The organism is Luteibacter sp. P4_E6, from assembly GCF_056401535.1.
This window is the reverse complement of record NZ_JBFUJE010000046.1, coordinates 1-17,115: the sequence shown is the minus strand read 5'-3', so window position 1 is coordinate 17,115 and position 17,115 is coordinate 1. Positions and strand designations below refer to the sequence as shown.

Here is a 17,115-nt window from a genome sequence, read left to right as displayed (position 1 = left end):
GTCTATTACCGCGGCATCGGCAACAAATCCCTGCTACGCCAGCCCAGCCTCAAGGCACTGCGCGTGGACAAGGCGCCCGCCGACCTGCGCGATTCCGACCGCAGGCCGACGACGAAACGAGTGGCAAAACGTCCCGCCGTCGACAGCTCCGTCTCGATGGTCATTACGCATCCCGATCGCGTCGTGTTCCCCGACGACGGCATCACCAAACAGCAGGTCGTCGATTACTACCGTGCCGTGATGCCATGGCTCCTGCCGGCGATCGCCGACCGGCCCACCTCGACGATTCGCTGTCCCGGAGGTATCGGCTCGCCGTGTTTCTTTCAGAAGCACGTGATGGCCGGCCTCGAACACGTCGGCACGGCGAAGCTGAAGGAGGAGACCGGCGCACAGGCGGTGTACCTGTATCCCAAGGACGAGGCCGGCGTGATCGAACTGGTCCAGTTCGGCGCGGTGGAGTTCCATCCCTGGGGCTCGCACATCGGATCGCCGGACATCGCCGATCGCGTCGTCTTCGACCTCGACCCGGGCGAGGATGTCGAGTGGCGTCGCGTCATCGCAGCGGCGCGCATGGTCCGTGGTTTTCTCGAGGAACTCGGACTGGTCTCGTTCGTGCGGACCACCGGCGGCAAGGGACTGCATGTGGTCGTGCCACTGAATCCGGGGGCGGATTGGGCAACGGTGAAGGGCTTCGCCCGCGGCTTTGCCGAAGCGCTGGCTCAGCTGCATCCGCTGGAGTTCGTCGCCACGGCGAGCAAGCGCTTCCGGCGCGGCCGGATCTACCTGGACTACCTGCGTAACGGCCGGGGCGCGACGGCGGTGGCGTCCTATTCGCTACGGTCGCGGCCAGGTGCCCCGGTGGCCGTGCCGCTGCGCTGGGACGAACTGGGAAGACTCAAATCCGGCAGTGCCTTCGACCTGGCGACGGTGCCGAAACGGCTCGCGCGCCTGAAAAAGGATCCCTGGGAGGGCATCGACGAGATCACGCAGGACCTGGCAGCGGTCGACGAGGTGCTCGCGGCACGCTGAAGGGACGATCCAAGTAAACTGCCGGTTCATTCTTCCGTGACGACCCTATGTTCGTTTCGCTCCCCCGATTCCTGCGCATCCCCCTCGCCTGCGTGCTGCTGTTCGTCAGCACCGTGCTGCATGTCGGGCCGCTCCTGCTGCTGACGGCGGTCCGTCTGGTCATCCCGCTGCGCTCGATGCGCGATGCCTTTGCCCCCGTCCTGGTGCATATCGCCGAGAGCTGGCTGAGCGTCAATGCCTGGCTGTTCGGTGCCTTCACGCGCACACAGTGGCAGGTGGAGGGCCTGGAGGGGTTGAGCACACGTGAGAATTATCTTGTGGTGTGCAACCACCAGAGCTGGGTGGATATCCCCGCGCTGCAAAAAATCTTCAACCGGCGCATTCCCTTCATGCGCTTCTTCCTGAAGAGTCAGCTGATCTGGGTGCCGCTGCTGGGCCCAGCCTGGTGGGCGCTGGACTTCCCCTTCATGAAGCGTCATTCGAAGCAGGAACTGGACGCCAGGCCGGAGCTGCGCGGCAAGGACCGCGAGGCAACGCGCCGCGCCTGCGAGAAGTTCAGCCATGTGCCGGTCTCGGTCATGAACTTCACCGAGGGCACCCGCTTCACCAAGGCCAAGCACGATGCGCAGAAGTCGCCCTATACGCACCTGCTACGACCCAAGGCCGGCGGCGTCGCCTTCGTGGTCGACGCCATGGGTGACGCGATCCGCCAGATGCTCGATGTCACCATTGTCTACCCGGCGGGGCCGGGCACGATGATGGATCTGATCGCCGGCCGTATCCGCGACATCCGCATCCATGTGCGACGGCTGTCCATCGATCCGTCGATGCGCGGCGACTACGAGAACGACGCGGTGTACCGCGAACGCTTCCAGAACTGGGTGAACCAGCTCTGGGCGGAGAAGGATGCGCGAATCACGGCGATGCTCAGCCGCTAGTTCGGGCCCGCTGCCGTGGGATCGCCGATGAATCGGCTCCTACGGGGTTGAGGTTTCCTTGGTGAGGACGTCGTCGAGTCGTTTACGGCCGGCATCCGCGTAGGTCTTGCAGGTTTCGCCTTCGCCCTGTTCGGGGTGTGGCGTGATCAGTACATCGCAGGGCAGCGCGGCGACGCGATCGAACGTCTTGCGGTAGTCGGCGACATACGCCGGGTGGTCGCTGAAGCGATAGCCATGGGCCGCGAAGGCGTAGAGGCTGTCGGCGAAGGCGATGTTCTTGCACGACGTGCCTTCGCATGACTGCCACGTCCATGCCGTGCCGCCAGGGGTATGGCCCGGGGTGATGTGCGCCGTAAGGGTCAGCTGTCCCACGTGCACCACCGTACCGTCGACGATGTCGCCGATCGCATCGACTTTCGGATACGGCTTTTCGCCAGGGTCGTATTGCGGATCCTCGGGATAGTGGCCACCCAGACGCATGGCCTCGGCGCCCTTCGCGGTTGCCCTCACGGACGCTTTGCTGTCCTTCGCCAGTTGGGCAATGCCTCCCGCATGGTCGACGTGTGCATGCGTATTCAGGATCATCTTGATGTCTTCGACGCGAAAACCGAGCTTGCGGATGTTCGCTTCGATGAGTCCGGCGTTGCCCGGTAAGGTCCCGTCGATCAGCACATGACCCTGGGGCGACGTGATCAGGACCGACGACAGTCCCTTGGTGCCGACGTAGTACGTGTTCCCGTAGATCACGTGCGGTGCCACGGGCTGTGTCCACGTCGGATTGGCGCCGATCGTCACGGGTGCGGCATCGTGTGCGACGGCGGGCAGGGCGAGGCAGCAGGCGAGGGCGAGCAGGGTACGGCGCATGACGGTGTTTCCCGTTGGAAGGCGGGAAGCAGGATAGGCGGGCGGGTAGGGCGTTGAGGTGTCGGGTTGAGGGCGACGGTGTGGCTAGCGAGCGTTCGCCGATGAATCGGCGCCGGCGGCAGAGCGTCGCCGGCGGGCACGCCAGAAGAGGAAGCCGGTGATGAGCAGGAACAGGGGCAGCGTGCCGGTCAGGCAGGCCACGATGCGCCAGAGCAGGCCGCCCACCGCCGCCGAATGGATCGGGAACAGGGCGTTGGCCAGACGCAGGCCCGGACCGAGTCGCGTCGCGTCATCGCCACCGATGACGCGCGCGGCCACCGGATCCATCCACAACGAACTACGGCCGTCCTTGTTCCATTCGCCGGGCCGGCGAACGCGCAGGACAAGCGTGCCGCTGTCCTTCTGCGGAAGCATCAGCCGCGTGATCTCGGCGTCCGGCGCGGCGGCCTGTGCCGCGGCCAGCACGGCCGGCCAGTCGATGTTGCCGTGCGCGGGCGGCAGCTTCGGTGGCTTCGCCGGCGGCGCTTCGCTGAAGGCCGACGCGAGGCCGTTACGTACCGCACCGCGATACGCCATCGTCGTGCCGGTGCCGATCATGACGATGAGCAAGGGCAGGGCGGCCACGCCGACGAAGCGGTGAAAACTCGCCCAGCGCAGCACCGGCGGGTGGGTATGTGGCTTGAGGTGCCTCAGCGCGCGTCGACGGCCGGGCCAGTAAAGCCACACGCCGGAGAACAGCATGAAGAGACCGGTGCAGGCGACGACGCCCAGGATGGTCTCGCCCACTTCGCCGCTCAGCAGATGCGTATGCCAGTCCATCAGCAGCAGCATGACGTCGCCGGTCTTCTCGCGGCGCAATAGCAACTCGCCCGTGGTCGCATCGAAATAGCTGCGGCCGCCGGCACGCGACTGCGCTTCCCATACCGGCAGTTCGTCGTCCGGGAGGGAAAGGCCGCGCAAGCCCTTGCCGTCCGGCGAGGCCAGCAGGGTTGCCAGCGAGCGCCCTTGCGTCGCCAGGTCCGGCAGGGGTCGCGAGGTGAGCTGAGGATGCCCGGCGGCGAATAACGGGTCCTCCCACAGCAGGATGCTGCCGGAGAGGGTGACCAGCGCCAGCACGAGGCCGAGGCTGAGGCCGAGCCACAGGTGCATCGTTTTCAGTGTGGAACGGAAACGGCGCGCGTGCGGCATGACGACGGCCTTGCGGGAAGCGAAAGGCCGTCATCGTAGGTGCGAATGATTATCAGATCAATTACTGATTTCTTACGACGGCCAATGATTGTGCAGAATGCACTGCGTGAAGTCGGTGCGCTGGAAGCCGGGCTGCTTATAAGCCATGACGTCCGCTTTCACGTTGCCGAAGGTGGTTTCCGGCTTGTTTCGCACGCCATTGTAGAAGGCGTCGATGATGCCCTCCTTGAAGGCACCGCCCCGTGGGTGGACATGCGCCACGGTCTCGCGGTCGCTGGTGGCCACGTTCTCGAAGCCAAGGCCGAGCACGTCCATTTCGACACCGGCGGTCAACAACGCGATTTCAGGCTTCATGTGCTGCGGCACGCCGGGCGTGGTGTGCAGCGCGATAGAAGCCCACACGATGTCGATCTGCGCCTCGTCGATGCCCTTCGAGCGCAGGAAATCACGCGCTACGTTGGCGCCGTCGACTTCGAAGCGCTCGGTCTTGCTGGAGTAGGCAGGCACCAGGCCCATGTCATGGAACATGGCGCCGGCGTAGAGCAGCTCGGGATCGAAGACAAGGCCCTTGGCCTTGCCGGTGAGGGCGCCGAACAGGAAGACGCGGCGCGAGTGGTGGTACAGCAGATCGCTCTCCGTATCACGGACCAGATCGGTGATCTCGCGGGCGAGGGCGCTGTCGGGAAGGGCGATACCGGCAATGGTGGTGGACATGGCGTTAGGCCTCATGCGGTGGGTAGAGCTATTTGACGCCCTGACCCTCCCGTCTTCATTTGACGCGAGATAGCAATTTCTGCCATGTTGTGCCCCATGCAGTCGCCGCCTCCCCTCACGATCGTCATCGTCGCCCCACCCGGGGTGCAGATGCTCGACGTTTCCGGGCCCGCCGACGTGTTCGCCGAGGCCAACCGGCAGGCACGGCGCGAGGTGTATCGGGTGCTCACCGTCGGCACGGCCCCGCTGGCGGTCACGGCGTCGTCCGGCATGCGCTTCCTGCCGGATCGAAGCACGCTCGAGAACCTCGACCGTATCGATACCCTGCTCGTTGCGGGGTCGCCCGACCTGTCCCGTGCCGCCACCGATTACAGCCTGCTCGACTGGCTGCGCCGGCACGCGGCCGTGTCCCGCCGGTATGGCTCGATTTGCAGCGGCGCCCTGCTCTTCGCCCAGACGGGCCTGCTGGACGGCCGGCGCGTCACCACTCACTGGAAGGTGGCCGGCCTGCTCGCCGAGCGGCATCCGTCCTTACACGTGGAGGCGGATGCCTTCGTCGTCCGCGATGGCCCGGTATGCACGGCGGCAGGCGTCACCGCCGGCATGGACCTGGCCATCGCCCTGGTCGAGGAAGACCTCGATCGCGACATCGCGATGGCCGTGGCCGCCGAGCTGGTGGTGTTCTACCGACGCCCGGGCGGGCAACTGCAGTTCAGTCGCCACGGCGAGGCGGCACCCGCCGGCCGCGGTGCGTTGCAGGAATTGCAGCGTTACGTGGCCACGCATCCCGCCGAAGAACACTCCGTAACCGCCATGGCCCAACGTGTTGGCATGAGTCCGCGCCACTTCGCACGGATATTCCGCCACGAGGTCGGCATGACGCCAGCGGAGTTCGTCGAGACGATGCGCGTGGAAGCCGCACGGCGCCTGCTCGAAGAAGGCCACGAAACACCCAAGCGCGTCGCGTCGCGCTGCGGCTATGCCGACCCCAACGGTCTGCGGCGCGCCTTCATGCGCCGTGTCGGCGTCACGCCCGCCGAGTACCGCAAACGGCACGCGCACGCCCACACGCCATAACTTCAGAGTTCGATGATGCCCCGGCGCAACGCGATGGCCACCGCGTGCGTGCGGTCGTTCGCGGCCAACTTGGACAGGATGCTTTTCATGTGAGCCTTGACCGTCTCCTCGGCGATACCCAGCGCCAACGCGACGTTACGGTTGGCTTCGCCCATGGCGACATGGGTGAGTACTTCGGTTTCGCGGGGGGTCAGTTCGTCGTCGTTTGCGTGGCCTGCCATTTCGTGCGCTATCTCCTCGGGTATGCGGCGCTTGCCGTCCATGATTTGTCGAATGGTGCTGAGCATTTCCTTACGCAGTTCGCTCTTGAGCAGATAACCCTGGGCGCCTGCGCGGAAGGCACGTAGTGCCTGTACGTCGCCGCGGTAGGTGGTCAGGACCAGGATGCGTGCATCCGGGAATTCGCTGCGAATCGCTTCGATCGCGGCAATACCGCCGATGCCCGGCATCTGCAGGTCCATCAGGGTGAGGTCCGGGCGATGCCGGCGATAATGGTCGATCGCCTCCTCGCCCGTGCTCGCCTCCGCAACCAGTTCCAGTTCGTCCTGACCTTCAATGACGGCGGCGATGCCCTCGCGTAGCAGGGGATGGTCGTCGACGGTCATGATACGGATGGACGGCATGGGCGCAGTATAACGACACCGCCTCCACTCCGACCTTGCGAGCATCGACCGATGATGGCGACCCGGCGCGACAGCAAGAAAACCCTTACTCCCGGACACATCCGCACCGGCATGGGTGGCTGGGTGTTCGCGCCCTGGCGTGGCGTGTTCTATCCGGACGACCTGGTGCAGAAGCGTGAGCTGGAATACGCCAGCCGGCAGGTCACGGCCATCGAGATCAACGGCACCTATTACCGTGCGCCCGACGCGGCGACGTACCGCAAATGGGCGGCGGACACACCGGAAGGCTTCGTCTTCTCGGTCAAGGCACCGCGCCATATCGTGCAGACGAAGCAACTGGCGACCGCGGGCGAACGTATCGACCGCTTCGTCGAGGGCGCCAGCGCGCTCGGCGACCGTCTCGGACCGATCCTGTGGCAGTTCCTGGCCACCCGCTCCTTCGACCCGGACGACATGGCGGCCTTTCTCGACCTGTTGCCCGAGAAGGCCGGCGGCATCGCCCTGCGGCACGCCGTGGAAGTGCGCAACGAGAGTTTCATGGATGAGCGCTGGCTCGAACTGGCACGGGCGCGCGGCGTAGCCACCGTGTTCACCGACTCGGCGGAACATCCCTCCTTCGCGGATCTCACCGGGCCCTTCGTCTATGCGCGGCTGATGCGCAGCCGGGCTCCCGAAAAAACCGGCTATCCGGCGAAGGAGCTGAAGGCCTGGGCGAAGCACGCCACCACCTGGGCTTCCGGCGGCGATCCCCTCGACCTGCCCCACGTCGGCGACGCTCTGGCCAACGGCGCGCCCCGGGATGTCTTCGTCTATTTCATCTCGGCGGCCAAGGAACGCAATCCGTCGGCCGCCGTAGCGCTCGGCAAGCTCGCCGACAACGCGTAATCTCCTCTTTTTCATAATGGACGACCCATGGACCGTCTCATCCAGAACACCCTCATCGACCTTTTCGCCGAGCATGGCGTGGAACTCGAGCCCGACGAAGATTGGCTGCTCACCGAAGGCGATGACTACCCCGCCTTGCGCGGCATCTGGCACGAAGGCAAGGACGGCGGGATGGGTCGCCTCGACCTGGATATCGTGCTCGACGAGGAGCGCACCATTGAGGAGAGCTTCGGCGGCATCGGCACCGGCAAGGCCGGCTGTCGCGACGCGCTGGACAGCTTTGCGCGCAACGATTTCCACGTGGTGTTGGCCGCGTGCTGGCACGCGGTGAACAAGGAAAAGCTTGCCGTGCACGAACTCACCGCCGGCGTGCATCGTTTCACCGCCTACATCGGTGATTTCACGCTGCGAGGTGAGAAGGACGCCCCGATGGAGATTCCCGAGGACGGCCTCTCCGCCCTCGAAGCCGCGATTTCCACGGCGCCGCTAACCAACGACGTGCACTGGATCCGCGTGTTCTACGGCAATGTCGGCGACGGCAAGACCCAGGTCGAAGTGTTGCTCGACAACGAGCCCTGGGCCGCCGGGCACAAGGCCGTCGCGTCGGTGGAGTGGCCGCAGCACGATCGCTACTACAGCCTGCGTAACTTCATCGCGCTGGTGCCGGTGGACTGAGGCAACCGAGCCTCAGGCGATCGAGCCTCCACCATCGACGACGATCGTGGAGCCGGTCGTGAATGGCGTCGCCGCGGCATAGAGGATCGCGTTGGCAATGTCCTCGGGCTCGCCAGCACGCTTCGCCGGGAGCTTCTCGGCCACGGCGGCGAACATCGCCTCGCGCTTGTCCTCATCCATGCCACTCCACAGGGGCGTGCGGATCATGCCGGGCGACACGGCGTTGACGCGGACCGGCGAGAACTCCAGGGCCATGCCGCGCACCAGGCTTTCCAGCGCGGCATTGATCGCGCCCTGCAGCACGGACGTGGCGCTCGGGCGCACCGAGAGAAATCCCGAGACGATCGTCAGTGAGCCACCCTCCCTGATACGCGCGGCGCGGGCGACGCGATAGGCGCCCCAGAACTTGCTCTCCATGGCCTTGTGCGCGTCTTCCAGCGAGAGCTGGCGAATGGGGCCGCTGGGCGTTTTCGCGGCCGAGACGACCACATGGTTCCATGTGTGCCCGGACAGGAAGGCCTCGACGGCTTGCGCGTCACCGGTGTCGAGCACCTCGGACCGCGCGTCGCCGCCGAGTTCCTTCAGCGCAGCGTCGAGCTTGTCGCTGGAACGCGAAGCGATCGTGACGCGCGCTCCGGCGGTGGCGAAGGCTTTCGCGGTGGCCAGGCCGATACCGGAGCTACCGCCGACCACAAGGACGTCCTGATTCGTGAAAGAGAACATGGTGAGCCTCTACAAGCGGGAAGAAGGTGGGATCACTATGATCCTTGCCCAGGAGCCGACAAAGGCTTGTGAGGCTGAAAGACTCTTGCCCGGGACCGAAGAATGATCGACAACCTGCTTGAGCTGACCGTGTTCGCCCGGATCGTTTCCGCCGGCAGCCTCTCCGGCGCCGCGCGTGAGCTGGATCTCTCCCTGGCGGTCGTCAGCAAGCGCCTCAGCGCGCTGGAGACCCGGCTGGGCGTTCGCCTGTTACAGCGCACCACGCGCCGTCAGTCGTTGACCGAAGAGGGCGAGGCGTTTCACGCCCGTTGCGTGCGCATCCTGGCCGAAGTGCAGGAAGCCGAGGCAGCGGTATCGCGCAGCCGTGACGCCGTGGCGGGCGTGTTGCGAGTGACCGCCCCGCGTGCCTTCGGGCGCCGTCGTATTGCCCCGCTCACCGTCGCGTTCCGCCTGGCGCATCCCGAGCTCAACGTGCATCTCACCCTTACCGATGCGCTGGTCGATATCGTCGACGAAGGTGTGGACCTCGCGATCCGCTTCGGCAATCTGGCCGACTCCTCGATGATCGCCCGCTCGCTGGCACCGAACTTCCGCGTGTTGTGCGCGGCGCCATCCTATCTTGCCCGGCGTGGCATGCCGGCCGAACTGGTGGCCCTGGCCGGTCACGACTGCATCGTGTTCGGCGAGCAACCGACGCGCGAATGGCATTTCCAGCACGCCGGCGAATCGGTCTCGGTGCGCGTCAATCCGGCCTTCATCACCAACGACGGCGAGGCCGCTCACACCCTCGCGCTGGCAGGTGGCGGCATCGTGCAGAAGTCCATCTGGGACGTGGGCGACGACCTCGGCAACGGGCGCCTGGTGCGCGTGCTTCCGGACTGCACCATTCCTGCCGCGCCGCTGCAGGCGGTCTATGCGAATGCGCAGCATCTGGCGCCGAAGGTGCGGCGCTTCGTCGAGTTTTGTGCGGAGAGGCTCAAGGACGACTGGCGGTGGGGTGGGGAGTAGAGCATCGCCGATGAATMGGCTCCTACAAAATCAACGTGGGGCTCTGCTTGGTAGGAGCCGATTCATCGGCGATCCCGCGGCAGCGGGTTACGCAGGCCCCGCCCAATCTTCAGGCTTCAGAATCTCAAACAACCCGTCACGCACCGTACGCCGCGCCAACCGCAGCACTTCGGCATCCCGCGAAAACAACACGGACGCGCCCGACGCCTGGGCAAGTTCGAGAAACTTCTGGTCGTCAGGATCGCGACAACGCGGCAGCGGTACACGTGGCACGGCATCCCGACCGCCGTCGGCCGTCACCTCACCGGCGGCGACGCCATCCAGTAACGTAACGACACCGTCGAAACGCGTCGCCGCTTCCGCACGACGCGCTTCATCCAGCTTCAGCGCGGGATACGCCAACACGCCGAGCCACTCATCCCGGCAATCGGCCCGCGTCACCGCTTCGACGTCACCGGCGACAAGCGCCGCGACGAGCGTCGCGGCGCGTGGATCGTCGAACACGAACGCGTCCAGACAGACATTCGTGTCCAGGACGACTCGCACGCGATCAGGCCGCCGAACGCTCAGCGAGCTTCGCGTGCTGCGCGGCGACGATCGAATACGACTCCTTGCGGGCCGCATGGTCGAAGATCTGCGCCGTGATGATGAGTTCGTCGGCGCCCGTGCGTTCGATGAACTCCGCAAGACCGTCGCGCACGGTATCCGGCGAGCCGACCACCGCGCAGGACAACGCATGGTCGACCTGCGCCTTCTCCATCGGCGTCCAGACGCCGTCCATCGAGTTCACCGGCGGCGGGAGCGTACCCGGTGCACCGCGGCGCAGATTCCAGAATGCCTGCTGCTGCGAGGTGAACAGGCGACGCGCCTCTTCATCGGTGGCCGCAGCCACCACATTGATGCCGAGCATGGCGTAAGGCTTGTCGAGCACCTCCGACGGACGGAACATGTGCCGGTACACCTCGAGCGCCTTCATCATCATGTCCGGCGCGAAATGCGAGGCGAAGGCGAAGGGCAGGCCCAGATGCGCGGCGAGCTGCGCACTGAACAGGCTCGAGCCCAGCAGCCACAGCGGCACGTTGGTATCCATGCCCGGCACGGCGCGTACGGTCTGACCCGGCTGCTGCGGGCCGAGGAAAAGCTGCAGTTCCTGTACGTCGTCCGGGAAACGGTCGTCACTGGGCCCCATGGAGCGGCGCAAGGCGCGCGCGGTGCCCTGGTCGGTGCCCGGCGCCCGGCCAAGGCCAAGGTCGATGCGACCCGGATACAGCGAGGCGAGGGTGCCGAACTGTTCGGCGATCACCAACGGGGCATGGTTAGGCAACATGATGCCGCCCGAGCCGACACGAATCGTCTTCGTGCCTTCGGCGATGAAACCGATCACGACGGACGTGGCGGCGCTCGCGATGCCGGTCATGTTGTGGTGCTCGGCCAGCCAGTAGCGATGGAAACCGAGCGCTTCGGCGTGCTGGGCGAGGTCGCGCGAGTTACGCAGCGACTGGCCAGGGGTGGAGCCGCGCGCCACCGGGGACAGGTCGAGTACCGAGAACGGAATCATCCGCAGACACCTCTTGAAAGGGGGAGGCGGGCGAACCGCCAATCCGTAGCAGATGGGCGGGAGAGGGGCATTTTGCAACCCTCACAAGCTATCCCGGGGAAACAATCCGTTCGGCGGAACGATGCTCCGCAGCCCGCGACGGGGGAGGAAAATACACCCATTCACTCACCCAGTCCGGTAATTCCGGGGGAGCACGACATGATCGACGTCCGCAGCTTCAACAGTCTTGGCGGTGCCAACCACGGTTGGCTCGATGCGAAGCACCACTTCTCCTTCGCCTCGTACAGCGACCCGAAGCGGATGGGCTGGGGCGCGCTGCGCGTGTGGAACGACGACACGATCGCCGCCGGCACCGGCTTCCCGGCGCACCCGCATTCGGACATGGAAATCATCACCTATGTCCGTGAAGGCGCGATCACCCACGAGGACAGCCTGGGCAACAAGGGTCGCACCGAGGCGGGAGATGTGCAGGTGATGAGCGCAGGCACCGGCATCCGCCACGCTGAGTACAACGCCGAGCCGGAAGCCACCCGGATCTTCCAGATCTGGATCATTCCGGACGGCGAGCGCAAGGCACCGTCGTGGGGCACCCGTCCGTTTCCGAAGGGCGAGCGTTCCGGCCAGTTCGTCACCCTGGCCAGCGGCATGGCCGGTGATGGCGACGCGCTGCCGATCCGCACGGATGCCCGCGTCCTCGGCGCCAGCGTGAAGGCCGGCGAGACCGTGGAATACACGCTTGGCGAGGGTCGCTTCGCGTACATGGTGCCGGCCGAAGGCTCGGTGCAGGTCAACGGCAAGACGCTCAACAAGGGCGACGGCGCCGCGATCCGCGACGAGACCACGCTTCGCATCACGGCCTCGGCGGATGCCGAACTGGTGCTGGTCGACAGCGCGGCATAAGTCACACCAGGGGTATGCTGTGGGTCATGACGACCCACGGCATGTCCTACCTCGACAACCCCATCCTCGACACCGACAGCTACAAAGCCAGCCACTGGCTGCAGTACCCGCCGGGAACCGACGCCACCTTCTTCTACGTGGAATCGCGTGGCGGCACGTACGAAAGCACGGTGTTCTTCGGCCTCCAGGCCGTCCTGAAATCACGCCTCGGCCGCGCCGTCACGCATGCGGACGTGGATGCGGCGCGTGACTTCTTCGCCGCCCACGGCGAGCCCTTCAATGAAACCGGTTGGCGACGCATCGTGGATGTCCACGGCGGCAGGTTGCCCGTGCGCATCCGCGCCGTAGCCGAAGGCTCCGTCGTACCCACGCACCAGGCGCTAGTCACCATCGAGTCGACCGACCCCGAGGCTTTCTGGCTACCGTCGTACCTCGAAACCCTGCTGTTGCGCCTCTGGTACCCGGTAACCGTGGCGACGATCAGCTGGCAGGCACGCCGGACCCTGCTGCAGTACCTGGAAAAGACCTCGGACGATCCTGCCGGACAGATTCCTTTCAAGCTGCACGACTTCGGCGCACGTGGCGTCTCCAGCGCGGAGTCCGCCGGCCTCGGCGGCATGGCGCACCTGGTCAACTTCATGGGCACCGACACCGTGTCCGGGGTGCTCGCCGCACGGGCGTTCTATGGCGAGCCGATGGCCGGCTATTCGATTCCGGCCGCCGAGCACAGCACGATCACCAGCTGGGGCCGCGAGCATGAAGTCGATGCGTACCGGAACATGCTCAAGCACTTTGCCAGGCCCGGCGGCCTCGTTGCCGTGGTGTCCGACAGCTACGACATTTTCCACGCCATTGCCGAACACTGGGGCAAGACGCTGCGCGACGAGGTCATCGCTTCCGGCGCCACCGTCATCGTCCGTCCCGACTCCGGCGACCCGGTCGACGTCGTGCACCGCTGCGTGACCCTGCTYGACGAGGCCTTCGGCAGCACGGTGAACGGCAAGGGCTTTCGTGTACTGAACCACGTGCGGGTGATCCAGGGCGACGGCGTCAATCCGGAAAGCATCCGGGCCATCCTCGAACGCATCACCGGCGCCGGCTACGCCGCTGACAACCTCGCCTTCGGCATGGGCGGCGCACTGTTGCAGAAGCTCACCCGCGATACGCAGAAGTTCGCGCTCAAATGCTCGGCGGTGCGCATCGAAGGCGAGTGGCGCGACGTCTGGAAGGATCCCGTCACCGACCAGGGCAAGACATCCAAGCGCGGCCGCATGACCCTCGTGCGCCATCGCGAGTACGGCAGCTACCGTACCGTGGCGTTACCGGACGATGCGGTGTCGCTCGCACCGGAGGATCTTGAGCCCGGCTGGGAAGAAGCGATGGTTACGGTTTGGGAGAACGGCGAGCTGCTGCGGGACTGGACGTTCGCGGAAGTGCGCGAACGCGCTGCCGCGGGGCGCTAGATAGCGGGATCGGTCATCGCAAGCACCCATTCGCCRATGAATCGGCTCCTACAGGACGTTTAGGGGGGCGTTGTCGCAGCGCTGCCCTTCTTCGTCATCAGCCCATGCGTAAACAGATACGCGGCCGTCTGGTAATACGTGATCGCATCCTTCGCATCCACGGGGTCGGCCTTCGCCACGGTCGCATCGCCCGAGACCAGATCAGGCGTCATCTCCTTCACCGGCTCACGCGGAATGAGTGAGGTGAGGCGACCGTCGCGCATGTAACCGAGCTCCTGGTAGGTGCTCATGAAGGTGCGCTCGCGGCCCGGCTCGAGCTTGAACAGGTCGTAGCCGTAGAAGTGCGAGGTGTAGCTGAAGTTCAGCAAGCCCAGCACGGTCGGCGGGATGTCGATCTGGCTCATCAGGCGATCCACGCGACCCGGCGCGATGTGCTTGGGCGAATAGATGAAAAGCGGGATGTGGTACTTGTCCACCGGCAGGCTGGTCTTGCCGGCGCTGCTGGCGCAATGGTCGGCGGTGATGACGAAGACGGTATCGTCGAACCATGGCTTGGTCGACGCGCGCTTGAGGAAGTCGGCCAGGGCCCAGTCGGTGTAACGCACCGCCGAATTCCGCGCACCCTGCTTCGCATTCACGCGACCTTCGGGGAAGGTGTACGGACGATGGTTCGAGGTGGTCATGACATGGCCGAAATACGGCTTGCCCTTGGCGTACGACTCGTCCATCCGCTTCATGACAAGGGTGAACAGGTCTTCGTCGGCCACGCCCCAGACGTTCTCGGCGTGGATGTCCTTGTTGTCGATGACGTTACGGTCCACCGCCGTGTAGCCGTTGCTGGCGAAGAAGTGGTTCATGTTGTCGAAGTAGCCATAACCGCCGTAGACGAACTCGGAGGTGTAGCCCTTCGCATTGAACACGTCGGCCAGCGAATTCAGGTTCTCGTTACCCGGACGCTTGACGATGGACTCGCCGGGCGTCGGCGGCACCGACAGCGACAGCGCTTCGAGGCCGCGCACCGTGCGCGTGCCGTTGGCATAAAGCTGGGTGAAGAACAGGCTCTTCGCGGCCAGGGCGTCGAGGTTCGGCGTGAGCCCCATGTGCTTGCTGACGTTGAGGCCTTCGACGTAATCGCCGGACAGGCTCTCCACGCTGATCAGCACCACGTTGAGCTTCTTCTCGGTGCCGTCGGCGACGATGGTGCGAGTGATGTCTTTCGGGTCGCTGCTGGTGAACGTGGCGTTGGGCGTCTTCACCAGCTCGCGCAGGTTGCTGAAGGCCTGGTCGTCGGGAATCGTCGGGTAGTACTTCGCGTAGTCCAGCTCGTTGTTCCGGAACGCCGCGAAGAACTGATAGATGCCGTTGCCGGCCAGCTCGTTGACGTAGTTGTTGGTCGAACGGTCCTTCATGGAGCCGTCGACGGCGAAGCTCACCGCCACGGTCAGTACCAGCCAGACCCCGACCACGGCCGAGCGGCCGGCGAAGCGCGAGCCCTCGTCGCGCGCCTTCAGGGTGCGCCGGCTGAAGAAGATCACCAGCACCGTCGCCAGCAGCAGGAGCAACGACCAGGTGACGATCGGGTACGACTCCTGGATGTTTCCGACCACTTCGTGCGTATAGACGAGATAGTCCACCGCGATGAAATTGAAGCGGGCACTGAACTCGCCCCAGAAGACCAGCTCGGCGGCGCCCAGGTACAGCACGGCGAAGGTCAGCACGAAGCAGAAGCCAACGAAGATCCGGTGACCCCAGCGCGACAGGTAAGCCCGGCGGGGCAGCAGCCAGAGCACCAGCAGCATGGGCCAGGCGAAGTAGAGGAAGGTGACCAGGTCGTAGCCCAGGCCCACGCCGAACAGGTAGAGCCACTTGCCCGGCTCGGCAGGAATATCGTGTCCGGTCTTGATCAGCAGGATCAGGCGGACCAGGAAGGCCACACCGACGAAAAGGACGCCGAACCAGAGGAGGGGCCGGAAACGCTGGCGCAGGACGCCTTGTGCCGAAGGATCTGAACGCATGGTGCCTCGCGTAAGGTCGCCAGCCGGAAAGCGGGCAGAGTGTGCCAAGAGGGTAATTAAGGCAGCTTACGTAAGGCTTTCCCAGCCCCCACCGCAAGCTTCCGAAGCCGCCCGGGCCCCATAATGAACGCCGTGCACGTGGCGACCTGCCGCCTGAACGCGCTCTGTGGCACCCTACACGACCTTACGATAACCAATGGAGCCGCGGACGCAGTGGAGCACGAGACGAGGGCGGAGCTGCCAATGAATGACACGCCCCTGACGAAGCCCGCGCTGTACGCGACTTTGCTACGTCGAGCGGGCGGCCCGTTGCTGTCCCTCCTGCTCCTGTGCCTGGCGCTGTGGGCGTTGCACGCCATGGCCACGGAGGTCACGTACCGGCAGATCGGCGCCTACGTGCACAGCCTGCCGAATGCCGATATCGCCCTGGCCATCGTGCTCACGGGCGCCGGCTTCGCCGTGATGACGCTCTACGACTGGTTCGGACTGGCCAGCATCGGGCGGCGCCTGCCGGCGAAGCGCGTCGGTTTCATCTCCTTTATCAGTTACGCCTTCTCCAATGCGCTGGGCATGTCCCTGCTGGTGTCCGGTTCGATCCGCTATCGCTTCTATGTGCAGGCTGGACTGAGCACGGGCGAAGTAGCCCGCGTCGTCCTCTACACCACCTTGAGTTTCTGGCTCGGCCTCGCCGCCCTGACCGGCGTGACGCTGTTGATCGTGCCGATTCCGCCGGAAGTGCCGCTTTCGGGCCTGCGTATTCCGCTGGCGATCCTGCTTACCCTGGTTCCACTCGCCTGGTTCGCCGCCGCCGCGCTGGTGCGTCGACCCCTTCGCATCGGGCGCTGGGCCTTCCATACGCCGACCCCGCAGGTCGCGGCCCGGCAGATCCTCATTGGCGCGCTCGATTGGGGCCTGGCTTCGGGCGTGCTCTACGTCCTCATGCCGCAGGAAATCGTGGGCGGATTCGGCCACTTCCTGGCGATTTTCGTGCTGGCGCAAATGGCCGGACTGATCAGCCACGTGCCGGGTGGCCTGGGCGTCTTCGAGGCGGTCATGCTGGCTGGTTTCGGTGCGACCGGAAATCATGGCCTGGAGGCCCCGATCCTCGGTTCACTGACGGCCTTCCGTCTCGTCTACTACCTCCTGCCGCTTGGCGTGGCCACCCTCATGGTCATCTGGCGCGAAATCCGCGGCCTGCGCCACACGGCGTTGATCACGCCGTGGTTCAGTAGCCTGCTGCCGCCGTTCTTCGCCGGCCTGACGCTRCTTGCCGGCGCCGTGCTGCTCTTCTCGGGCGCCACCCTGGCGATACCAGGGCGCATGGAAATCCTGCGTGGCTTCGTGCCGCTGCCCCTGGTCGAGGTCTCGCATTTCCTCTCCAGCGTCGTCGGCATGCTCCTGCTGATCCTCGCCCGCGGCCTGCAGCGCCGTCTCGACGCCGCCTATGTGTTGACC

General features: G+C 65.4%; 17 protein-coding genes. 9 read left to right on the top strand and 8 right to left on the bottom strand.

Translation table 11 applies throughout. The annotated features are described in order from the left end of the window. The coding region (gene ligD / locus AC1DT2_RS05240; protein ID WP_477294882.1) for a non-homologous end-joining DNA ligase at positions 1-1,029 on the top strand (1,029 nt) is incomplete at its 5' end. A 47-nt stretch (positions 1,030-1,076) separates the two neighbouring features. Next, positions 1,077-1,967, top strand: a complete 891-nt coding sequence (locus AC1DT2_RS05235) for an acyltransferase (RefSeq protein WP_063571575.1) — start codon at positions 1,077-1,079, stop codon at positions 1,965-1,967. A gap of 39 nt (positions 1,968-2,006) precedes the next feature. Here the strand turns inward: AC1DT2_RS05235 and bla are convergent, their stop codons facing one another. The 3 genes from bla to AC1DT2_RS05220 all read right to left on the bottom strand — a co-directional run bounded on the left by bla (position 2,007) and on the right by AC1DT2_RS05220 (position 4,733). Beyond that, positions 2,007-2,831, bottom strand: a complete 825-nt coding sequence (gene bla / locus AC1DT2_RS05230; protein WP_477294879.1) for a subclass B3 metallo-beta-lactamase — start codon at positions 2,829-2,831, stop codon at positions 2,007-2,009. An 84-nt stretch (positions 2,832-2,915) separates the two neighbouring features. Beyond that, entirely contained in the window at positions 2,916-4,019 is a 1,104-nt protein-coding gene (locus AC1DT2_RS05225) for a PepSY-associated TM helix domain-containing protein (protein WP_477294877.1), read from the bottom strand. Between the two features lie 72 nt (positions 4,020-4,091). After that, the gene (locus tag AC1DT2_RS05220; RefSeq protein ID WP_477294875.1) at positions 4,092-4,733 is read right to left on the bottom strand and encodes an HD domain-containing protein; all 642 of its coding nucleotides are present in this window, start codon (positions 4,731-4,733) and stop codon (positions 4,092-4,094) included. 96 nt (positions 4,734-4,829) lie between these two features. On the opposite strand from AC1DT2_RS05220, the gene AC1DT2_RS05215 reads away from it, so the two are divergent. Next, positions 4,830-5,810, top strand: a complete 981-nt coding sequence (locus AC1DT2_RS05215) for a GlxA family transcriptional regulator (protein WP_477294873.1) — start codon at positions 4,830-4,832, stop codon at positions 5,808-5,810. 2 nt (positions 5,811-5,812) lie between these two features. On the opposite strand, the gene AC1DT2_RS05210 is transcribed toward AC1DT2_RS05215, so the two are convergent. Further along, entirely contained in the window at positions 5,813-6,433 is a 621-nt protein-coding gene (locus tag AC1DT2_RS05210) for a response regulator (protein ID WP_063572950.1), read from the bottom strand. A 51-nt stretch (positions 6,434-6,484) separates the two neighbouring features. On the opposite strand from AC1DT2_RS05210, the gene AC1DT2_RS05205 reads away from it, so the two are divergent. Both AC1DT2_RS05205 and AC1DT2_RS05200 read left to right on the top strand, forming a co-directional pair. Beyond that, positions 6,485-7,318, top strand: coding sequence for a DUF72 domain-containing protein (locus AC1DT2_RS05205; RefSeq protein WP_477294871.1), 834 nt, complete (start codon positions 6,485-6,487; stop codon positions 7,316-7,318). A 27-nt stretch (positions 7,319-7,345) separates the two neighbouring features. Then, positions 7,346-7,993 (top strand): DUF6348 family protein, encoded by a 648-nt coding sequence (locus tag AC1DT2_RS05200; RefSeq protein ID WP_063572951.1) that lies wholly within the window; start codon positions 7,346-7,348, stop codon positions 7,991-7,993. A 12-nt stretch (positions 7,994-8,005) separates the two neighbouring features. On the opposite strand, the gene AC1DT2_RS05195 is transcribed toward AC1DT2_RS05200, so the two are convergent. After that, positions 8,006-8,716, bottom strand: coding sequence for an SDR family oxidoreductase (locus AC1DT2_RS05195; RefSeq protein ID WP_477294868.1), 711 nt, complete (start codon positions 8,714-8,716; stop codon positions 8,006-8,008). A gap of 102 nt (positions 8,717-8,818) precedes the next feature. Here AC1DT2_RS05195 and AC1DT2_RS05190 point away from each other — a divergent pair, with 102 nt between their 5' ends. After that, positions 8,819-9,724: a LysR family transcriptional regulator gene (locus AC1DT2_RS05190; RefSeq protein WP_477294866.1), complete on the top strand. Its 906-nt coding sequence runs from the start codon at positions 8,819-8,821 to the stop codon at positions 9,722-9,724. Positions 9,725-9,811: 87 nt separating this feature from the next. On the opposite strand, the gene AC1DT2_RS05185 is transcribed toward AC1DT2_RS05190, so the two are convergent. Both AC1DT2_RS05185 and AC1DT2_RS05180 read right to left on the bottom strand, forming a co-directional pair. Next, positions 9,812-10,270, bottom strand: coding sequence for a putative toxin-antitoxin system toxin component, PIN family (locus AC1DT2_RS05185; RefSeq protein WP_477294864.1), 459 nt, complete (start codon positions 10,268-10,270; stop codon positions 9,812-9,814). A 4-nt stretch (positions 10,271-10,274) separates the two neighbouring features. Then, positions 10,275-11,282: an LLM class flavin-dependent oxidoreductase gene (locus AC1DT2_RS05180; RefSeq protein ID WP_213949944.1), complete on the bottom strand. Its 1,008-nt coding sequence runs from the start codon at positions 11,280-11,282 to the stop codon at positions 10,275-10,277. A 198-nt stretch (positions 11,283-11,480) separates the two neighbouring features. Here AC1DT2_RS05180 and AC1DT2_RS05175 point away from each other — a divergent pair, with 198 nt between their 5' ends. Beyond that, positions 11,481-12,182 (top strand): pirin family protein, encoded by a 702-nt coding sequence (locus AC1DT2_RS05175; RefSeq protein WP_063573042.1) that lies wholly within the window; start codon positions 11,481-11,483, stop codon positions 12,180-12,182. A gap of 41 nt (positions 12,183-12,223) precedes the next feature. Continuing rightward, on the top strand, positions 12,224-13,645 hold the full coding sequence (locus tag AC1DT2_RS05170; RefSeq protein ID WP_477294861.1) for a nicotinate phosphoribosyltransferase: 1,422 nt from the start codon (positions 12,224-12,226) through the stop codon (positions 13,643-13,645). Between the two features lie 59 nt (positions 13,646-13,704). On the opposite strand, the gene AC1DT2_RS05165 is transcribed toward AC1DT2_RS05170, so the two are convergent. Next, a complete protein-coding gene (locus tag AC1DT2_RS05165; protein ID WP_477294859.1) occupies positions 13,705-15,660 on the bottom strand; it encodes an LTA synthase family protein in 1,956 nt (651 codons plus the stop codon). A 243-nt stretch (positions 15,661-15,903) separates the two neighbouring features. Between AC1DT2_RS05165 and AC1DT2_RS05160 the strand changes: the two genes are divergently transcribed. After that, positions 15,904-17,115: lysylphosphatidylglycerol synthase domain-containing protein (locus AC1DT2_RS05160; RefSeq protein ID WP_477294857.1), on the top strand; the 1,212-nt coding region annotated here is incomplete at its 3' end.